Raw genomic sequence first — 17,106 nt, 5'->3', positions numbered from 1 at the left:
CATGACACGTTTTGAAGACGATACCGAACTGTTTGCCGCCATGCGCAGCCGGCTGTTCACGGCCGTGGTCGGCGACATCCTCGACACGATGGGCCTGCAGCACCAGTTCCTGCCGCCTGAGATCAAGGCGCTTCGCGACGACATGGTGGCGGTCGGCCGGGCCATGCCGGTGCTGGAGGCGGACTTCTTCGCCACGACCGAGGCCGACGGCCACTCGGCGTTCAGCGCCAAACCTTTCGGCCTGATGTTCCACGCGCTCGACAGCCTCAAAGAACACGAGATCTATGTCTGCTCAGGCTCCTCGCCGCGCTATGCGGTCTGGGGCGAGCTGATGTCGACAAGGGCGATGAAGCTGAAGGCGGCCGGTGCCATCTGCGACGGCTATTGCCGCGACAGCGCCGGCATCCTTGCGCTTGATTTCCCGACCTTCTGCTACGGATCCTACGCGCAGGACCAGGGCCCGCGCGGCAAGGTCGTCGACTACCATATCCCGATCGAGATCGGCGGCATCCGCATCCGGCCGGGCGATATCCTCTTCGGCGACCGCGACGGCGTGCTCGTCATTCCGCGCGAGGCGGAGAAGGAAGCGATCGCCCTTGCGCTCGAAAAAGCGGAAACGGAAAACAAAGTGCGCCTGGCGATCGAGGCCGGCATGAGCACTGTCGAGGCCTTCGAGCGTTTCGGCGTGATGTGACCGAAGCTGCCAAGGCGGGCAAGCGACCCCGATCCGGTGAGGGTACCGGCCGTCGCCGGAACACGACGGCACGGTGAGGGGAGCGGCGCTGCCTCAACCGCCAAACGCCACGACGCATTGTTGCAAAAGGTCGAGCACGGCGCGCGAACCGGCTAGGTCGGTTTTTTCATTGGCAAGTTCGATCTGGCGGCCTGCCTTCAGCTGATCGAGTACGCGCTTCTCGCTGCCGATCGAATAGGCTAGTTCCTGCGTCGAATAGGCCTTGATCGGCACGATGCCGCCCGTCTGACCGTCGACCAGATAGCCGGCAAAGCCGCTATAGGCCGGGTCCAGGCTTGAAGCCGGATCGAAATAGCCGAAGGAAAGCGCTCCACCTGGATACAGGCGGAACATCGCCATCTTGGCGCCGCGCTGGGGCCGCATGGCGCGGCAGTTGACGAGTGCGCCGCCCTCGCCGACGACCGCGACGATGTTCCAGCCGGAAAGATCGCGCGCCTTGCGGAAGGGACCGGCGGCAAGTTCGTCGATCACCGGCACCGGCGGCTGGGGGATTGGCCAAACATAGGATGCCAGCAGCTGGTCGGGCTCGGGCGCATCGGCCCGGTTGAGCGTGTTCTGGTACTTCCAGCTCATGCCCAGTTCCGCCGCGTCGACGACCTCGAATCGGTAGGTCGTCGATTCTTCGTCGGCCTCAATATGGGTTCGCACGAGCGCCCTCAGGCTGATGCAGGAGGCAATGCAGCTGTCGTAGGAATAGAACGCCCGCAGGCTGGGATCGAACGGGGCAACGACAACGCTGAACTGAGCGTCATCGAAGATCCGGTAGTAGAACATGTTGGTGTCGAACTCGGCAAAGTGCTCTTTCAGGATTGCCGGATCGACGACGCCCGCCTTCGGGAAATTGGAGTAGGTCTGTCCGTAGGCGCTGAGTGCCGACCAGATCGGCTTGAAGCGACCCGTATCCGGATCCTGTTCATAGCCAAGATAGCCGACATCAGGACAAACCTTGGTGTGAAACTCGTAGTAGATGTCGAGCAGGATAATCTCGTTGTCGGCGGGGAACTTCTCGCCGTCGGCGAAGCTGTTGACGAAACCGACGCGCTTGCAGAAATCCTCGTCGTCGCGCTTGAAGGCGAATTTGCGGAACGTCTCGTTCTGGCGACGGAAACTGAAGTCCTTGTCCATGAAGGTGATCTTCTGTCGGGCCAAGCTGGCAAACATGCCCTGAGGATAGCGCGACAGGTACTTCCGGTAGGCCTCCTGGCTGTCGGCAAGTGCTGCGAACTCGAAAAACGCGACCTCGTCGTCCCCCGTCGCGGCCGGCTTTGCCTCGACGAAACTGAAATCGCCGTAGACGGCGCTGTTTTCCCAGGGTTCCTGCTTGCCGCTGGTTCGCTCCTGCACCGTTGCGCGCACGCGCTTGAAGACGCCTTCGATCGAAAGTCCGGGGATCGTCACGGATTCGGCAAGCGCGGTCGCGTAAGGGCTGGCGCCGGTGTCGCCGTCCGTTGCGACATTGCCAGGAGAGGTCGAATAGGCAACGATGCGGCCGAGGCGTTCCGGCGCCGTTGCCAGGCCGCGCTGCAGACCACGGGTCTGTTCGAAAGGATTGTTGCGGCAGGAGTCGAGCACGACGATCTGCAGGCTGCTCCTCACCGCGTCGAGCCGGCGGGCAAGATCGCCAAGCGACAGCGCAACCGTGCGCAATTCCTCTTCCGATCCGAGCTTGACGTCGACCGGCAGCAGGTAGTTCTCGCCGGCGAGCTGCACGCCGTGACCGGCGAAATAGACCATCACGACAGGGTTTTCGACGGCCGCGAGCCTGGAAACGAACGCATCGATCGCTGACAGCGTATCGGAAGCCGTCGCGTTGGCGACCTTGGTGACGGCAAAGCCGCTCTTTTCCAGCGCCGCGCCGACGATCTCGATGTCGTTTTCGGGGTTGCGCAGCGGCGTCGCCACCTCATAGCGGCTGTTGCCGATCAGCAATGCGTGCCGGACGGACGCCAAAGCGTCGATCGGCAGCGCCAACATCAGGCAGAACAGGAGACGATGCCACAGGATCACGCGCATGTGCCCCTCCTCGTTCCTCCGCGCAATTGCAGCGCGAGATCCGGGTGCCGACGATCGCGTCAGCTTCATCGAGATGGATTGAAAGGCGTGCGCGATGCTTGCGCGACCGGCACGTCATCGTGCCGACGACTATCTCAACGAGCGCGGAACCCCGTCAATTCACCAAAGTAGGCTAGTCACGCGGCAGCCTGGCTCGGCCTGATCGCGGAACCATGAAGGGGGGCCGAAGGGCTTACTTCAGCCGGCTCAGGTCCACCGGACGGTTGTTGATGATCGCCTCCATCGAGAAGAAGCCGGTCACGGTCGCCAGGTCGAAATTGGTGATGAGCTTCTGGTAGAAGGCGTCATAGCCGCGCATACCGCGGGTCACCACCTTGATCAGATAGTCCCAGTCGCCGCCGATGCGATAAAAATCGATCACTTCCGCCAAGCGCTCGACATGCTGGCGGAAGCCGTCGCTCCACTCCTTGGAGTGATGGCGAGTGCGGATCATCACGAAGACGGTCAGATCGAGCCCAAGCGCGTCAAGATCGATGTCTGCATGCGCGCCCCGGATCAGGCCGATCGCCTGCAGGCGCTGGAGCCTGCGCCAGCAGGCGTTTTGCGACAGCCCGACCTTCTCGGCCAGATCTCGCTGCGACAGCGACGAATCTTTTTGCAATGCGGCAAGAATATTCAGATCGAAAGCGTCTATTTTGAGCGAATTATCGATCATTTGACACAATCCGTGGATGAATCTGCAGAAAAGAGGTGAACTTTTCGACCGTGGACGGGATTACAATTGTTGTCAACGTCCGCGCCGAGGAGTGAGCGAGATGATCGTGCCTGCCGTCCACCGCCAACCCTCAGAAGCGCTGACGCCGCTCAGCCAGTTTCGTCAGGCATTGGACCGCCCCGGTCTGATCTCCGACTTGCGCGAGGGTCTCGTCGGAGCGAAGGCAAAAATCGCCGGCCCCTATGGCGCCAGGGACCTGGTCTATGCCGACTATGTCGCGTCCGGCCGGGCGCTCCGCGTGATTGAAGACTTCGTACTCGAAGACGTTCTGCCCTATTACGCCAACAGCCACACGGAAGCGTCCTATTGCGGAGGCTTCATGACCCGGATGCGGCGGGAAGCACGCTCCCTCGTCGCCGAGTTCTGCGGCGCGACGGCCGATCATGCCGTGATCTTCACCGGCTCCGGCGCGACCTCCGGCATCAACCGGTTGGTCAATCTGGTTGGCGTCACCGAAGCGGTTGCGGCAGGCCGGAACGTGCGCGTCATCATCGGCCCCTACGAGCACCACTCCAACATCCTGCCCTGGCGCGAGAGCGGTGCCGAGATCGTCGAAATCGCCGAGTGTCCAACGGGCGGTCCCGATCTCGGCCTCCTTCAGGCGGCGCTCGCTGCCGGTTCACCGGATCTGACGGTCTGCGCGCTCTCGGCCGGCTCGAACATCACCGGCATCACCAGCGATGTCGCGACGATCACCCGGATGGTGAAGGCCGCGGGCGCGAAGATGATCTGGGACTATGCCGGCGCAGGCCCCTATGTGGCGATTTCGATGACGCCGAAGGCCGACTGCGAGATCGACGCCATCGTCGTCTCACCGCACAAGTTCATCGGCGGACCGGGCGCATCGGGCATCCTGATCGTGCGCCGCGACGCCGTTGTGGCGAGCAAGCCGACCTGGCCGGGCGGCGGCACGGTGAAGTTCGTCTCGCCCGAGACCCATGATTACAGTGGCAACCTCGAAGCGCGCGAAGAGGCCGGCACGCCGAATGTCGTCGGCGACATCCGCGCAGCCCTTGCCTTCATCGTCAAGCACGCGATCGGCCTTGAGGAGATGGGCAAGCGAAACCGCACCCTGACGAAGCAGGCCTTCGCCGCGTGGAAGCGCGTTCCGCAGCTGGAACTGCTCGGCCTTCAGGAGCCGGACCGCCTGCCGATCTTTTCCTTCCGCATCCGCAACGGCCGCGGCGGCTACGTCCACCAGCAACTGGTCACCCGCATGCTGAGCGACCGCTTCGGCATCCAGGCGCGTGGCGGCTGCGCCTGTGCCGGGCCTTATGTTCACCGACTGCTGTCAATCGATGCGGCTCACTCTGAAGAGATCCGCCAGGCCATCCTCGCCGGCGAAGAGATCGAGAAGCCCGGTTTCACCCGCCTGAACTTCAGCGTGCTGCTGTCGGACGACAAGGTGAAATTCATCCTCGACTGCGTCGCGCAGTTGGCGGCGGACGCTGCGGCCTACGAAGCCGACTATGACTTCGACCCGGCCCGCGCGATCTTCTTCCCGCGGCAAACGGCCGAAGAGGCCCGCGCTTATGCATAAGCCCGATGTGACCGGCTTTTATGACGCCCGCACCGGCAGCATCCAGTATGTCGTCGCCGACCCGGCCACCGGCAAATGCGCCATCATCGACCCGGTGCTCGACTTCGACGAGAAGTCGGGCTCGACCGCCACGAAGAATGCCGATGCGATCCTCGCCCATGTCGAAGCCAAGGGCCTGACGGTCGAATGGATCCTCGACACCCATCCCCACGCCGACCATTTCTCGGCGGCCCGTTACCTGAAAGCGAAAACGGGCGCGCCAACCGCGATCGGCGAGCATGTGAAGGGCGTGCAGCGGATCTGGAAAGCGATCTACAACTGGCCGGATTTTGCCTGTGACGGATCACAATGGGACCGCTTGTTTGCCGACGGCGAGGCATTCCAGATCGGCGAGCTCAAGGCGCGTGTCATGCATTCGCCCGGACATACGCTCGCGTCGATCTCCTACGTGATCGGCGATGCCGCCTTCATGCACGACACGCTGTTCATGCCCGACAGCGGCTCGGCCCGCGCCGACTTCCCGGGCGGAAGCGCATCGGACCTCTGGCGCTCGATCCAGGCCATCCTGGCGTTGCCGGACGAGACACGGCTCTTCACCGGCCACGACTATTGCGCAGGCGGCCGCGAGGCACGCTGGGAAAGCACGGTCGCGGAGCAGAAGACGACGAACGCGCATGTCGCCGGCAAGAGCGAAGCAGACTTCGTAAATTTGCGCGAGGCGCGCGACCGCACCCTGCCGATGCCGAAGCTCATCCTGCATGCGCTGCAGGTCAATGTTCGCGGCGGCGAGCTTCCGCCTGCCGAAGACAACGGCAAACGCTATCTGAAGATACCGCTCAACGCTCTCCCCGGCTCGGTCTGGGGATAACGGCGCCATGGCGGACCCCTTCCAGCAGATGCTGCTCGCGATCGGCTCCGGGTCACTGACCGGCTTCACGCTCGGGCTGATCGGCGGCGGCGGCTCGATCCTCGCAACCCCGCTCCTGATCTATGTGGTCGGCATCCGCGACGTGCACACGGCGCTCGGCACCGGCGCCCTTGCTGTCTCCGCCAACGCCTATCTCAACTTGATCAGCCATGCGCTTCGCGGTCATCTCTGGTGGCGCTGCGCCCTGATCTTCACCGTCGCCGGTTCGCTCGGGGCCTTTTTTGGCTCCAGTCTCGGCAAGCTGATCGACGGCCAGCGCCTGCTGTTCCTGTTCGGGCTCGTCATGATGTTCGTCAGCTTCGCCATGCAAAAGGTCAGGTGCGATACGGCAGCGACGCCGCAATCGCTGACGGCCGCGACCCACGGCAAGACGGGCCTGGCAGCGCTTCTGACCGGCACCTGTTCCGGCTTCTTCGGCATCGGCGGCGGTTTCCTGATCGTCCCGGGCCTGCTGCTTGCGACCGGCATGCCGCTCATCAATGCGGTCGGCACCTCGCTGCTCGCCGTCGGAACCTTCGGGCTGACGACGGCAATCAACTATGCCGCGTCAGGATTGGTGGATTGGCGCATTGCCGGCTACTTCATCGTCGGCGGCATCCTCGGCGGCGCGGTCGGCACCGTCGTCGCGACTCGTCTTGCGACCCAGCGCGATACGCTGACCAAGATTTTCCGTGCGATCATCTTCTCCGTCAGTCTCTATGTTCTCTGGCGCAGCTACGGAGCGGCGTGACCGTCAAGGTCGATCCTGAACCGGCAGCGCTTGACCGGGAAGTGCCCCCCGATGCTATTGCTGACGTGCTCGGGATCTCCACGTCGCGCTTCGCGGCGGCGAGATCCTGTCAGCCGCGACACCGGGAGATGCCAGCATGTTCGACCTGATCATCCGCAACGCCAACCTTCCGGACGGCCGCCAAGGCTTCGATGTCGGTATTGCCGACGGAAAGATCGCGGCAATCGAAAAGACCCTTGCGGCGACATCGGGCGAAAAGATTGACGCGACCGATCGGTTGCTCAGCCCACCCTTCTGCGATTCGCATTTTCACATGGACGCGACACTGTCGCTCGGCCTGCCGCGCATGAACGTTTCCGGCACGCTGCTCGAAGGCATCGCGCTCTGGGGCGAGTTGCGCCCGACCCTGACCAGGGAGGCGCTGGTCGAGCGGGCGCTGCGCTACTGCGATCTCGCCGTCAGCCAGGGACTTCTTGCCGTTCGAAGCCATGTGGACACGTCCGATCCAAGGCTGGTCACCGCCGAAGCGCTGCTGGAGGTGAAGGAAAAGGTCGCGCCCTATATCGACCTCCAGCTCGTCGCCTTCCCGCAGGATGGCTATTTTCGCGCGGCCGACGGCGTGGCGTCCCTGAACCGGGCGCTTGACATGGGTGTCGACATCGTCGGCGGAATCCCGCATTTCGAGCGCACGATGGAAGACGGCGCGCGCTCCGTCGAAGCGCTGTGCCGGATCGCCGCGGAACGCGGCCTGCCGGTCGACATGCATTGCGACGAAACCGACGATCCGATGTCGCGCCACATCGAAACGCTGGCGGCCGAGACGGTTCGCTTCGGGCTTCAGGGCCGCGTCGCGGGTTCGCACCTGACCTCGATGCATTCGATGGACAACTATTATGTCTCCAAGCTCATCCCTCTGATGGCGGAGGCCGAGATCAACGTCATCCCCAACCCACTGATCAACATCATGCTGCAGGGGCGTCACGACACCTATCCGAAGTGCCGCGGCATGACGCGGGTGAGGGAGCTGATGGCGGCCGGCCTCAACGTTTCTTTCGGGCACGATTGCGTCATGGATCCCTGGTACTCGATGGGGTCTGGCGACATGCTGGAAGTCGCCCATATGGCCATTCACGTCACACAGATGGGCAGCATCGAGGACAAGCGGAAGATCTTCGACGCGATCACCGGGAATTCTGCGAAAACCATGGGACTTGAAGGCTATGGGCTGGAGGTCGGCTGCAAGGCCGATCTGGTCCTCTTGCAGGCGGCCGACGTCAACGAGGCCCTGCGGCTGAAACCGGCACGGCTGTTCGTGATCAAGGCCGGTAAAATCATCGCCCGCACGGCAGCGCGCATCTGCGAACTCTTTCTCGACGGCCGGCCGGCCTCGATCGATATCGGAAAGGACTACATTCCCCGGACGCCGGCCCCCTGATCCCGGAGGGATGCGTCTCAGTCCTCGAAATCGCCGAAGACGTTCTGCAGCCTTGTGAGCTGCGCAACCCGCTCACCGACATCGTCACCGAGCACGACGATGATGTTGCTCAACAGCAGATCCAGGACCGCGACCGTCGTTGCCGCCCCATCCCAGAGCGGCCCGTGCGAACCCGGAACAACGAGGCAGATGTCGGAGACTTCAGGCGCCCAGGGGCAGAACTCGTCGGTATAGAGAATGACCTTGACGCCGGCGCGGCGGGCTTCCTCGGCAAGCGGTCTTGCCTTGGCGGCAAAGCGGCGGACATCGTGCAGGAACAGCACCCGCCCCTCGACCGAACCGTCGAGCAGCTCGGCATAGGTTCCGTTGAGGCCGTCGACGAATTGCACCCGCGGCCGGGTGTAGGAGAGTTGGCTCGCGAAATATTGCGCGATCCCGCGAACGTTCTGGTAGGCCGCGACATAGACTTCGCTCGCTGAAATCAGCGCATCGATCGTCTGCTGCCACTCCGGCGCCGTCGTCAGCTCGTAGATCATGCCGAGATTGTCGACCTGCTGCTGGATCAGGCCGGCAAGCAGCTTGCCCTCGCGGTTGTCCTCCCGCAGCCGGCCGACAGAACCCTTGACCTGCCAGGCGGGATTGTTGGAGCCGTCGCGCCTCAACGCATGCTTCAGCTCGTCGAGGCCATCGAAGCCCATGCGTCGCAGATAGCGCCCGACGGTCATCGGCGAGACCTCAAGCCGGGTCGCGATCGAGCGCGCGGTCTCGAACGGGATATCGGCGAGGTTGCGCTCGAGATAGTTGGCGATGAGCTTGTCCGACTTCGAGCGTCTCATCTCATCGCTGCGCAGCAGCTTCAGGATGCGCGGTGCCACGTCCCCTCCCATTCCTAGATCATTTCATTGTTTCGTCGAAACAGTGAAATGATCTAACTCTCTGATATTACGCAATTCCGGGCGGAAAACCGTTCTACACTTTTCCTGGAATTGCTCTAAGCGCCAACCGTCTTGCCAGACGGACAGGGGCCACTCGGCTCCTCGATTTGTTGCATGTTTATCCCCGGCCGGGAGCGAAGGAAACACTGAGCGTTGTAGAGGCGGATACGGGACAACAAGTCGCCGCTTCCGCCCCTGATCGCTTTGCGTTCTATTCAGCTGTCTTCACCTTCGTCCAGACCCGGTCCAGCTGGCGCACACCGGGACCGAGATCTTCGAAGATCTGCAGCTTCTGCATGGTTTCCGGCGGCGGATTGATTTCCTTGCTGTTCTTGATCTGCTCGGGGGTCAACTGCCGCGCCGGCACGTTGGCCGTGCCGTTGGTCTGCTGCTCGATATTGAGCGCCGCCACTTCCGGGCGCGTGTAGAACTGCAGGAACTTGAGGGCGTTGTCCTTGTTCGGTGCTGACTTCAGGACACAGATGTCCTCCTGGTACATCGTCGCGCCTTCCTCCGGGATCACGTAGCCGAGATCCTTGGGGTTGGCGAAGACATCGACCATCGAGCCAACGAAGAAGTGACCGGCCGCCACGTCGCCGGCGGCGACCATTGGACGGGTGTCATAGGTAAAGGCGGCAACCTCGGGCTTCATCGCGATGATCGTATCGGCCGCCTGCTGCAGTTCGGCCGGATCGGTCGAATTGACCTTGTGACCGTTGAGGATCAGGCCGACCGATAGCACCTCGCGCATGTCGTCGAGCAGCGTGAATTTCAGCCCCTTGGCCTTCACCGTATCGATCAGGTCGCGCCAGCCGGTCACGTCCTTGCCGAGCAGTTTTCTGTTGTAGAGGATGCCGACCGAGCCGAAGGCGTAGGGCAGGCAATACTCGCCCTTCGGGTCGCTCCTGGCGCGCAGGAAGGTCGGGTCGATGTTCTTGAAGCCCTCAAAGGCGTTGATGTCGGTCTTCTCGAGCAGGTCGAGCTTGGCCATGATGTCCTGCATGTGCACCGACGGGAAGACGATGTCATAGCCCGTGGCGCCGCCCTGGATCTTCGCCAGCATTTCTTCGTTCGAAGAATAGGTCGAGAGGTTGACCTTGATCTGGGTCTCCTCCTCGAACTTCTTCAAGACAGCCGGATTGATGTATTCGCCCCAGTTGTAGATGTTGAGCTCGGCCGCCTCTGCCGTGCCGAAGAGGGCGGTCAGCGTCGCCAAGGACAGTGCCACAGTGCGTGCACGGGTCGCGAGAGCTCTCCTGCCTGCGCGTGTCGTCCCGTTTATCGTCGTCATAGATATTCTCCTCTGAAGGTTTACGGCCGGACGGCCCTCAGCGGCCCTTGCCGGCCGCTTCCGGATCACGGCTTCTCGTGGCCGTTGACACCGATGAACAAATGGTATCCATATATCCAAAACGCACAAGCGTTATTTGCATAACATTTTGGGGAACAGAAGTATGCAGAATTCCATCGTCCGGCTGGTGGAGGCGAGCAAGGCCTTCGCCACTCCGGAAGGCGGCAGCGTGACGGCGCTCGACCGCATCGATCTCGACGTCCGCCGCAATGAATTCCTGACCTTGCTTGGCCCTTCCGGCTGCGGCAAGACCACGCTGCTTCAGGCGATCAGCGGCTTCGTCGAGCTGGACGGCGGCTCGATCCTGATCGACAGCGAGGACATGACCGACCGGCCGCCCTATCGCCGCCCGGTCAACACAGTCTTCCAGAACTACGCGCTGTTTCCGCATATGACGGTCGGCGAGAACGTCGCCTATTCGCTGGAGGTCGCGGGTGTTGCCAAGCCGGCGAGACGCGAAAAGGTTGCTTCCGCCCTGAAGATGGTCGGGCTCGAGGGCATGGAAGGGCGTAAGCCCCGCCAGCTCTCCGGCGGCCAGCAGCAGCGCGTCGCGCTTGCCCGGGCGATCATCGCCCGGCCGAAGCTGCTGCTCCTCGACGAACCACTCTCGGCGCTCGACAAGAACCTGCGCCAGGCGATGCAGATCGAGCTGAAGACGCTGCAGAACGAGCTCGGCATCTCCTTCATCTTCGTCACCCACGACCAGCAGGAAGCACTGACGATGTCGGACCGCGTCGCCGTGCTTTCGGGCGGCCGGATCCAGCAGCTCGATACGCCGCGGGCCATCTACGACCATCCGGTCAACACCTTTGTCGCCACCTTCATCGGCGCCAGCAATCTGTTCGAGGGTACGCTCGACGGCGACCGGCTGATGACTTCAGACGGCATGGCGATCCGCCACCAGCCCTGCGAGCGGAAAATATCGACGAAGGCGACGGCGCTCATCCGGCCGGAACAGTTTTTCCTCGCCGAGGACAACGCCCCCTTCCCGACGATCGAAGTCGATCTCGACCAGATCGTTTTCGTCGGCTCGACCTTCGAGCTGTTCGGCCGCACAGCCGAGGGGCGCAAGGTCGTGGCCGAAGTTCCGGCCAACCGGCGAAGCCTCGTCGGTGCGATCGAACAATCCCGCAAGGCGCGGCTCGCCTATGACCCCTCGGCCGTGCACCTGATCGGCGAAAGGGGAGGCGCCTGATGTCGATCGCCAGCCGCCGCCGCTTTCAACTTGGCCTTCTGCTCGGACCCGTTTCGGCCTTTCTCGCCGTCTTCTTCCTCGGCCCGCTTGCGATCATGGTCGTCACCAGCTTCCTCGCGCCCGGCCTTTACGGTGGCGTGGAGTGGACGTTCTATCCTGACAATTTCGGCCGCATCCTCGGTTTTGCCGATCCGATGTTCGAGGAATTCGATCCGATCTACATCGCGATCTTCCTGCGCTCAGTCGAGATCGCCGCGCTGACGGTGCTTGCGACCCTTGTCGTCTGCTATCCCGCAGCTTTCTGCATCGCCCGGCTTTCCGAGCGCTGGAAGAATTTCTGTCTGTTCCTGATCACGCTGCCGTTCTTCACCAGCCTGATCGTGCGGCTCTTCGTCTGGGTGCTGATCCTGCGCCAGACCGGGCTCGTCAACGAGGTGCTTTTGTCCTCAGGGCTGATCGAGCGGCCGCTCGACCTGATCTACACCAAGGGCGCGATCATCCTCGGCATGACCTATGTGTTCATTCCCTTCATGTTCATGCCTGTTTACGCCAGCGTCGAGAAACTCGACTGGACGCTGGTGCGCGCCTCGCTCGATCTCGGCGCCGGGCCGGTGCGCACCTTCTGGCGCATCATCCTGCCGCTGACAGCCCCGGGTATCGCCGGCGGCGCCGTCATCGTCTTCATCCCGGCGCTCGGTAATTTCGTCGTCCCGGCGGTGCTCGGCGGCGCCAAGGTGATGATGTTCGGAAATCTGATCGAGCAGCAGTTCCTGGCCGCCCGCAACTGGCCCTTTGGCGCAGCGCTGGCGATGATGGTGATGAGCGTCATGCTGGTCATGATGATCGCGCAGGTGGTCCTTTCCGGACGGCGCGGCAGAGCCGCAGCTTTGGCACGGTGAGGTCGCCCATGAAGATCGCTCGATCCCTTTTTAACGGCGGCCTCATCGCCTATACCGGCCTGTTCTTCGCCTTCATCTACATTCCGCTCGTCGTGATCGCCGTCTATTCGTTCAACGCCAATCCGGTAAACATGATGACCTGGACGGGCTTCACCACCGAATGGTACGCGCAGGTGCTCGGCTTCAAGACCAAGGTCTCTGAAAGCGCACTTTATATCGAATCGACAGGACAACTGCTGCAGGCCGTGTGGAACAGCCTCGTTATCGCTGCCTCCACGACGGCGATTGCGACGGTCTTCGGCACGGCGATCGCGATCGCACTCTACCGCTTCGAATTCGTCGGCCAGCGCTTCTACCGGGTGGTGATGTTCATGCCGATGCTGATGCCGGATATCGTGCTCGGCATCGCGCTTTTGATCTTCTTCGTCAGCTCCGGCATCAGGCTCGGCCTGACGACGATCATCATCGGCCAGTGCACCTTCCTGATCTCCTATGTCTTCATCGTCGTCTCGGCCCGGCTTGCCGGCATGGACAGGACGCTGGAACACGCCTCGGCCGATCTCGGCGCCAACGAGTGGATGACCTTTCGCCGGGTGGTGCTGCCGCAGCTCTTTCCGGCGATCGTCGGCGGCGCGCTGCTCGCCTTCATCATCTCGATGGACGATCTCGTCATCACCTACTTCATCGCCGGCGTCGACGTCACCACGCTGCCGATGTTCATCTTCTCCATGCTTCGACGCGGCATCAAACCGGAGATCAACGCGATCGCCGTGATGATGCTGTCCTTCTCCTTCGTCGTCGCCTCGCTCGGCCTCTACCTTCGCTCCCGGCAGAAATGATCATGAACGACAAGACTTCTACGCCCTCCTCCGCTCGTGCCCGCGATATCGGCCTGCCTTTTTCCGGTCGCACCGGCCGCTTCAACGCCATCACCGATGTCGACGGCATCGCCGTCGGGTTCCGCACCATCGAGGAGCAGACGCCGCGGCCAGGCCGCAAGCGCCCGGTGCGCACCGGCGTTACCGCCATCCTGCCGCATTCGGCCTCGACGACGCCGGTCCCGGTTTACGCCGGCGTGCACCGCTTCAACGGCAATGGCGAAATGACCGGGACTCACTGGATCGAGGACGGCGGCTTCTTTTTGGGGCCGGTCATGATCACCAACACCCACGCCGTCGGCATGACGCACCACGCCACCATCCAGTGGATGCTGGAGCGCTACAAATCGACCTACGACACGGACGACTTCCTCTGGCTGATGCCGGTGGTGGCCGAAACCTATGACGGGGTGCTCAACGACATCAACGGTCAGCCGGTCACCGAAGCCGACGTGCGCGCCGCACTCGACGGCGCGACGTCCGGCCCCGTTCAGGAAGGCAATTGCGGCGGCGGCACCGGCATGATCGCCTATGGCTTCAAGGGCGGCACAGGCACTGCCTCGCGTATCGTCGAGTTCGGCGGCCGCGACTACACGATCGGCACGCTGGTGCAGGCAAACCACGGTCAGCGCGACTGGCTGACGATCCGCGGCGTTCCGGTCGGCGAACACATGCGCGACGGCACGCCGCAGAGCCAGATGCAGGAGCGCGGCTCGATCATCGTCGTCATCGCCACGGACCTGCCGATGGCGCCGCATCAGTTGAAGCGGCTGGCGCGGCGGGCGGCGATCGGCATCGGACGCAACGGCACGCCCGGCGGCAACAATTCCGGCGACATCTTCCTTGCCTTTTCCACCGCCAATGCCCAGCCGATGGCGCACAAGGCGCCGCCGCGGCTATCGCTCGAGATCGTCAACGACGAATTGCTCGATCCCGTCTATCTCGCGACCGTCGACACGGTCGAAGAAGCGGTGGTCAACGCCATGATTGCAGCGGAAGATTCCGGCGGCACCGCCTATGACCGTTTCAAGATCCAGGCGATCCGGCACGAGCCGCTGATGGATGTGATGCGCGCTTACGGCCGCTAGCGGCCCCCGTCGCCAAAGAAGGCAGGCGATGGTTCCTTGTCCGCCCTAGCCGGCATCCGGCGCGATGACACGCGCCCGTCGCCAGTCGCTCGGCGCCTCCCCCACACGCTGCCGGAAGAAGCGCGAGAAATAGGCGGCGTCGGTAAAGCCGATCTCGTAGGCGATGTCTTCGAGCGGCCGCACGGTGAAGAGCAGCAGGCGCTTGGCTTCGAGCAGCCGCCGCTCGTTGATCAGTTCCTTGACCGGCATGCCGAAGGCCTCGCGGCTCGCCTTGGCGATCAGATGCGGCGTCGTCGCCAGCGCATCGGTGTAGTGCCCGACGCTCCAGTTCTCGCGAAAGTGCACGTCGACGAGCCGGCGCAATTGCGTGGCCAGCGCCGCTTGCGTCTGCTCGCCGGTAGGTGATGCGGAAGCCAGGCGGGCGATCTGGGTCAGGACGGCGGCAATGAGCGCGGCGAGCATCTTTTGCGCGCCCGCCGCACCGCCGGCATACTCGCCCGCGACGATCTCCAGCAGTTGGGAAAGGCGGCGCCAGCCGCTGTCTTCGCCGTCGCCGCGGACCATCGTCGGCGTATCGAGCGAAAGCGTCGTGTTCTCCCGGATCGACAGCAGCGCGCCATCCGCCACCGACACGACGATGGCATCGCTCGTCTCAGGATCGACGGAAAAGCCGTGCACGACACCGCTCGGCACGAAGCTGACGGCCGGTGCTGAAAAGTCCAATGGCTTGTCATCGATGAAATAGGTGCCGCCACCGCTCAGCCAGAAGGTCACCTGCCCCATCTGGTCATGCTTGTGCGCATTGACCTGCCCCTGATGCAGGCTTTTGCGGGCCATCACGGTCTCGACGTGGAAGAATCCGGGCTCGATCTGTTGTTCCGGCTCGCCGTAGACGAAGAAATTGGGAATGACGTTGTTCATGGCTCGCCCGAAAAAGTCCAAGTCATTTTGCCATTCTGTCCATGGTGGCCGATGAATTCAACGCCTAGCCTTGACGAAACTTGAGGGAGGAGAGAATGAGAGCAGAGGATTTCCGCGCCGACCGGTCGCGGCCCTTCACCGGCGCCGAATATCTGGAAAGCCTGCGCGACGGACGCGAGGTCTATATCAACGGCGAGCGGGTGCACGACGTCACCAGCCATCCGGCCATGCGCAACTCCGCCCGCTCGCTCGCAAGGCTCTACGACGCGCTGCACGACCCGGCGAAAAAGGAGATCCTGACATCGCCGACCGATACCGGCTCCGGCGGTTACACCCACAAATACTTCCGCGTCGCCCGCTCCTCCATCGACCTTGCGGCCCAGCAGGGCGCGATCGCCGAATGGGCGCGCATGTCCTATGGCTGGATGGGCCGCACCGCCGATTACAAGGCGGCGCTGATGAACACGCTCGGCGCCAATGCCAACTGGTACGGGCCCTTCAAGGACAACGCGCTTGCCTGGCATAAACGCGCGCAGGAAGCGGCGCTGTTCATGAACCACGCGATCGTCAATCCGCCGATCGACCGTCACAAGCCGGCGGACGCAGTGAAAGACGTCTTCGTCCACATCACCAAGGAAACGGATGCCGGCATCTACGTCTCCGGCGCCAAGGTGGTCGCAACGTCCTCGGCGCTGACGCATTATAATTTCCTGGCGCAGAGCTCGGCGACGGTGACCGAGGATCCTTCGCTCTCGGTCATGTTCATCGTTCCGATGAACGCGCCTGGTATCAAGATGTTCTGCCGGGTTTCCTACGAGCAGACCGCCAATACGGTCGGCCACCCCTTCGACTACCCGCTGTCATCGCGCTTCGACGAGAACGACGCGATCCTCGTCCTCGACAATGTCTTCGTACCCTGGGAAGACGTGCTGGTGCTGCGCGATGCCGCCAAGATCCTGTCCTTCCACCCGGCTTCCGGCTTCATGCACGGCTACTGCTTCCAGGGCTGCACCCGCTTTGCGGTGAAGCTCGACTTCCTCGCCGGCCTGCTGGCCAAGGCGCTCAGGGCCACCGGCGGCGACGCGTTTCGCGGCAATCAGGCGGCACTCGGCGAGGTGATCGCGCTCAGGCACATGTTCTGGAGCTTCTCCAACGCCATGGCGCACAACCCCATTCCCTGGGCCGACGGCGCCGTTCTTCCCAATCTCGAGGCGGCCCTTTCCTATCGCACCTTCATGTCCGAGGCCTATCCGCGTGTCGTCGAGACCATCCGCAGGGTCATCGCCTCGGGCCTCATCTACCTGCCCTCCTCGGCGCGCGACTTCGGCAACCCCGAGATCGATCGATACCTGGCGCAGTATGTCCGCGGCTCCAACGACATGGGCCACATCGAGCGCATCAAGATCATGAAGCTGCTCTGGGATGCGACCGGCACGGAGTTTGGCGGACGTCATGCGCTTTATGAGCTGAACTATGCCGGCGCACCGGAGGAAGTCCGGCTGCAGGTGCTCAAAGGTGCCGAGCGCGGCGGGCGGCTGAAGGAGATGGAAGCGCTCGTCGACCAGTGCATGGCCGATTACGACGAGAACGGCTGGACCAGCAACACCTGGCTGCCGCCGCTCGACGACGGACAGCCTCTCAGCAACGCCGCCGAGTGAGGCGCG

Annotated in this window: 15 protein-coding genes; 10 read left to right on the top strand and 5 right to left on the bottom strand. The window is 63.0% G+C overall.

Annotated elements, in window-relative coordinates:
* The first annotated feature begins 1 nt into the window (after position 1).
* Positions 2-694 (top strand): RraA family protein, encoded by a 693-nt coding sequence (locus VGO12_RS18480; protein ID WP_327514197.1) that lies wholly within the window; start codon positions 2-4, stop codon positions 692-694.
* A 93-nt stretch (positions 695-787) separates the two neighbouring features.
* Here the strand turns inward: VGO12_RS18480 and VGO12_RS18475 are convergent, their stop codons facing one another.
* A complete protein-coding gene (locus VGO12_RS18475) occupies positions 788-2,767 on the bottom strand; it encodes a caspase family protein (protein WP_327514196.1) in 1,980 nt (659 codons plus the stop codon).
* Between the two features lie 232 nt (positions 2,768-2,999).
* The gene (locus VGO12_RS18470) at positions 3,000-3,482 is read right to left on the bottom strand and encodes an Lrp/AsnC family transcriptional regulator (RefSeq protein ID WP_327514195.1); all 483 of its coding nucleotides are present in this window, start codon (positions 3,480-3,482) and stop codon (positions 3,000-3,002) included.
* A gap of 100 nt (positions 3,483-3,582) precedes the next feature.
* Between VGO12_RS18470 and VGO12_RS18465 the strand changes: the two genes are divergently transcribed.
* The 4 genes from VGO12_RS18465 to VGO12_RS18450 all read left to right on the top strand — a co-directional run bounded on the left by VGO12_RS18465 (position 3,583) and on the right by VGO12_RS18450 (position 8,175).
* Entirely contained in the window at positions 3,583-5,082 is a 1,500-nt protein-coding gene (locus tag VGO12_RS18465) for an aminotransferase class V-fold PLP-dependent enzyme (RefSeq protein ID WP_327514194.1), read from the top strand.
* Positions 5,075-5,950, top strand: coding sequence for an MBL fold metallo-hydrolase (locus VGO12_RS18460; RefSeq protein ID WP_327514193.1), 876 nt, complete (start codon positions 5,075-5,077; stop codon positions 5,948-5,950). Before VGO12_RS18465 ends, VGO12_RS18460 begins: the two co-directional genes overlap by 8 nt.
* Before the next feature lie 7 nt (positions 5,951-5,957).
* Positions 5,958-6,740 carry a sulfite exporter TauE/SafE family protein gene (locus tag VGO12_RS18455; protein WP_327514192.1) on the top strand — a complete coding sequence of 261 codons (783 nt, stop codon included), beginning with the start codon at positions 5,958-5,960 and terminating at the stop codon, positions 6,738-6,740.
* A gap of 136 nt (positions 6,741-6,876) precedes the next feature.
* Positions 6,877-8,175, top strand: coding sequence for an amidohydrolase family protein (locus tag VGO12_RS18450; protein ID WP_327514191.1), 1,299 nt, complete (start codon positions 6,877-6,879; stop codon positions 8,173-8,175).
* A 17-nt stretch (positions 8,176-8,192) separates the two neighbouring features.
* Here the strand turns inward: VGO12_RS18450 and VGO12_RS18445 are convergent, their stop codons facing one another.
* The gene (locus VGO12_RS18445; protein ID WP_327514190.1) at positions 8,193-9,050 is read right to left on the bottom strand and encodes a MurR/RpiR family transcriptional regulator; all 858 of its coding nucleotides are present in this window, start codon (positions 9,048-9,050) and stop codon (positions 8,193-8,195) included.
* Between the two features lie 271 nt (positions 9,051-9,321).
* Complete coding sequence (locus tag VGO12_RS18440) at positions 9,322-10,401, bottom strand: spermidine/putrescine ABC transporter substrate-binding protein (protein ID WP_327514189.1); 1,080 nt, start codon at positions 10,399-10,401, stop codon at positions 9,322-9,324.
* 163 nt (positions 10,402-10,564) lie between these two features.
* On the opposite strand from VGO12_RS18440, the gene VGO12_RS18435 reads away from it, so the two are divergent.
* The 4 genes from VGO12_RS18435 to VGO12_RS18420 are packed head-to-tail and all read left to right on the top strand — an operon-like array spanning position 10,565 to position 14,521.
* Complete coding sequence (locus tag VGO12_RS18435; protein ID WP_327514188.1) at positions 10,565-11,656, top strand: ABC transporter ATP-binding protein; 1,092 nt, start codon at positions 10,565-10,567, stop codon at positions 11,654-11,656.
* Positions 11,656-12,555, top strand: a complete 900-nt coding sequence (locus VGO12_RS18430; protein WP_327514187.1) for an ABC transporter permease — start codon at positions 11,656-11,658, stop codon at positions 12,553-12,555. The genes VGO12_RS18435 and VGO12_RS18430 overlap by 1 nt, the downstream gene beginning before the upstream one ends.
* 8 nt (positions 12,556-12,563) lie before the next feature.
* Positions 12,564-13,394 (top strand): ABC transporter permease, encoded by an 831-nt coding sequence (locus tag VGO12_RS18425; RefSeq protein WP_327514186.1) that lies wholly within the window; start codon positions 12,564-12,566, stop codon positions 13,392-13,394.
* Positions 13,395-13,396: 2 nt separating this feature from the next.
* Positions 13,397-14,521, top strand: a complete 1,125-nt coding sequence (locus tag VGO12_RS18420; protein WP_327514185.1) for a P1 family peptidase — start codon at positions 13,397-13,399, stop codon at positions 14,519-14,521.
* A gap of 45 nt (positions 14,522-14,566) precedes the next feature.
* Here the strand turns inward: VGO12_RS18420 and VGO12_RS18415 are convergent, their stop codons facing one another.
* Entirely contained in the window at positions 14,567-15,442 is an 876-nt protein-coding gene (locus tag VGO12_RS18415; protein ID WP_327514184.1) for a helix-turn-helix domain-containing protein, read from the bottom strand.
* Between the two features lie 95 nt (positions 15,443-15,537).
* Between VGO12_RS18415 and VGO12_RS18410 the strand changes: the two genes are divergently transcribed.
* On the top strand, positions 15,538-17,100 hold the full coding sequence (locus VGO12_RS18410; protein ID WP_327514183.1) for a 4-hydroxyphenylacetate 3-hydroxylase N-terminal domain-containing protein: 1,563 nt from the start codon (positions 15,538-15,540) through the stop codon (positions 17,098-17,100).
* The last annotated feature ends 6 nt before the right edge of the window (positions 17,101-17,106 follow it).

The sequence above is a fragment of the Ensifer sp. genome (assembly GCF_035999135.1).
In the GTDB taxonomy this organism is placed as follows: domain Bacteria; phylum Pseudomonadota; class Alphaproteobacteria; order Rhizobiales; family Rhizobiaceae; genus Ensifer.
This window is presented reverse-complemented; position numbering and strand designations above follow the sequence as displayed.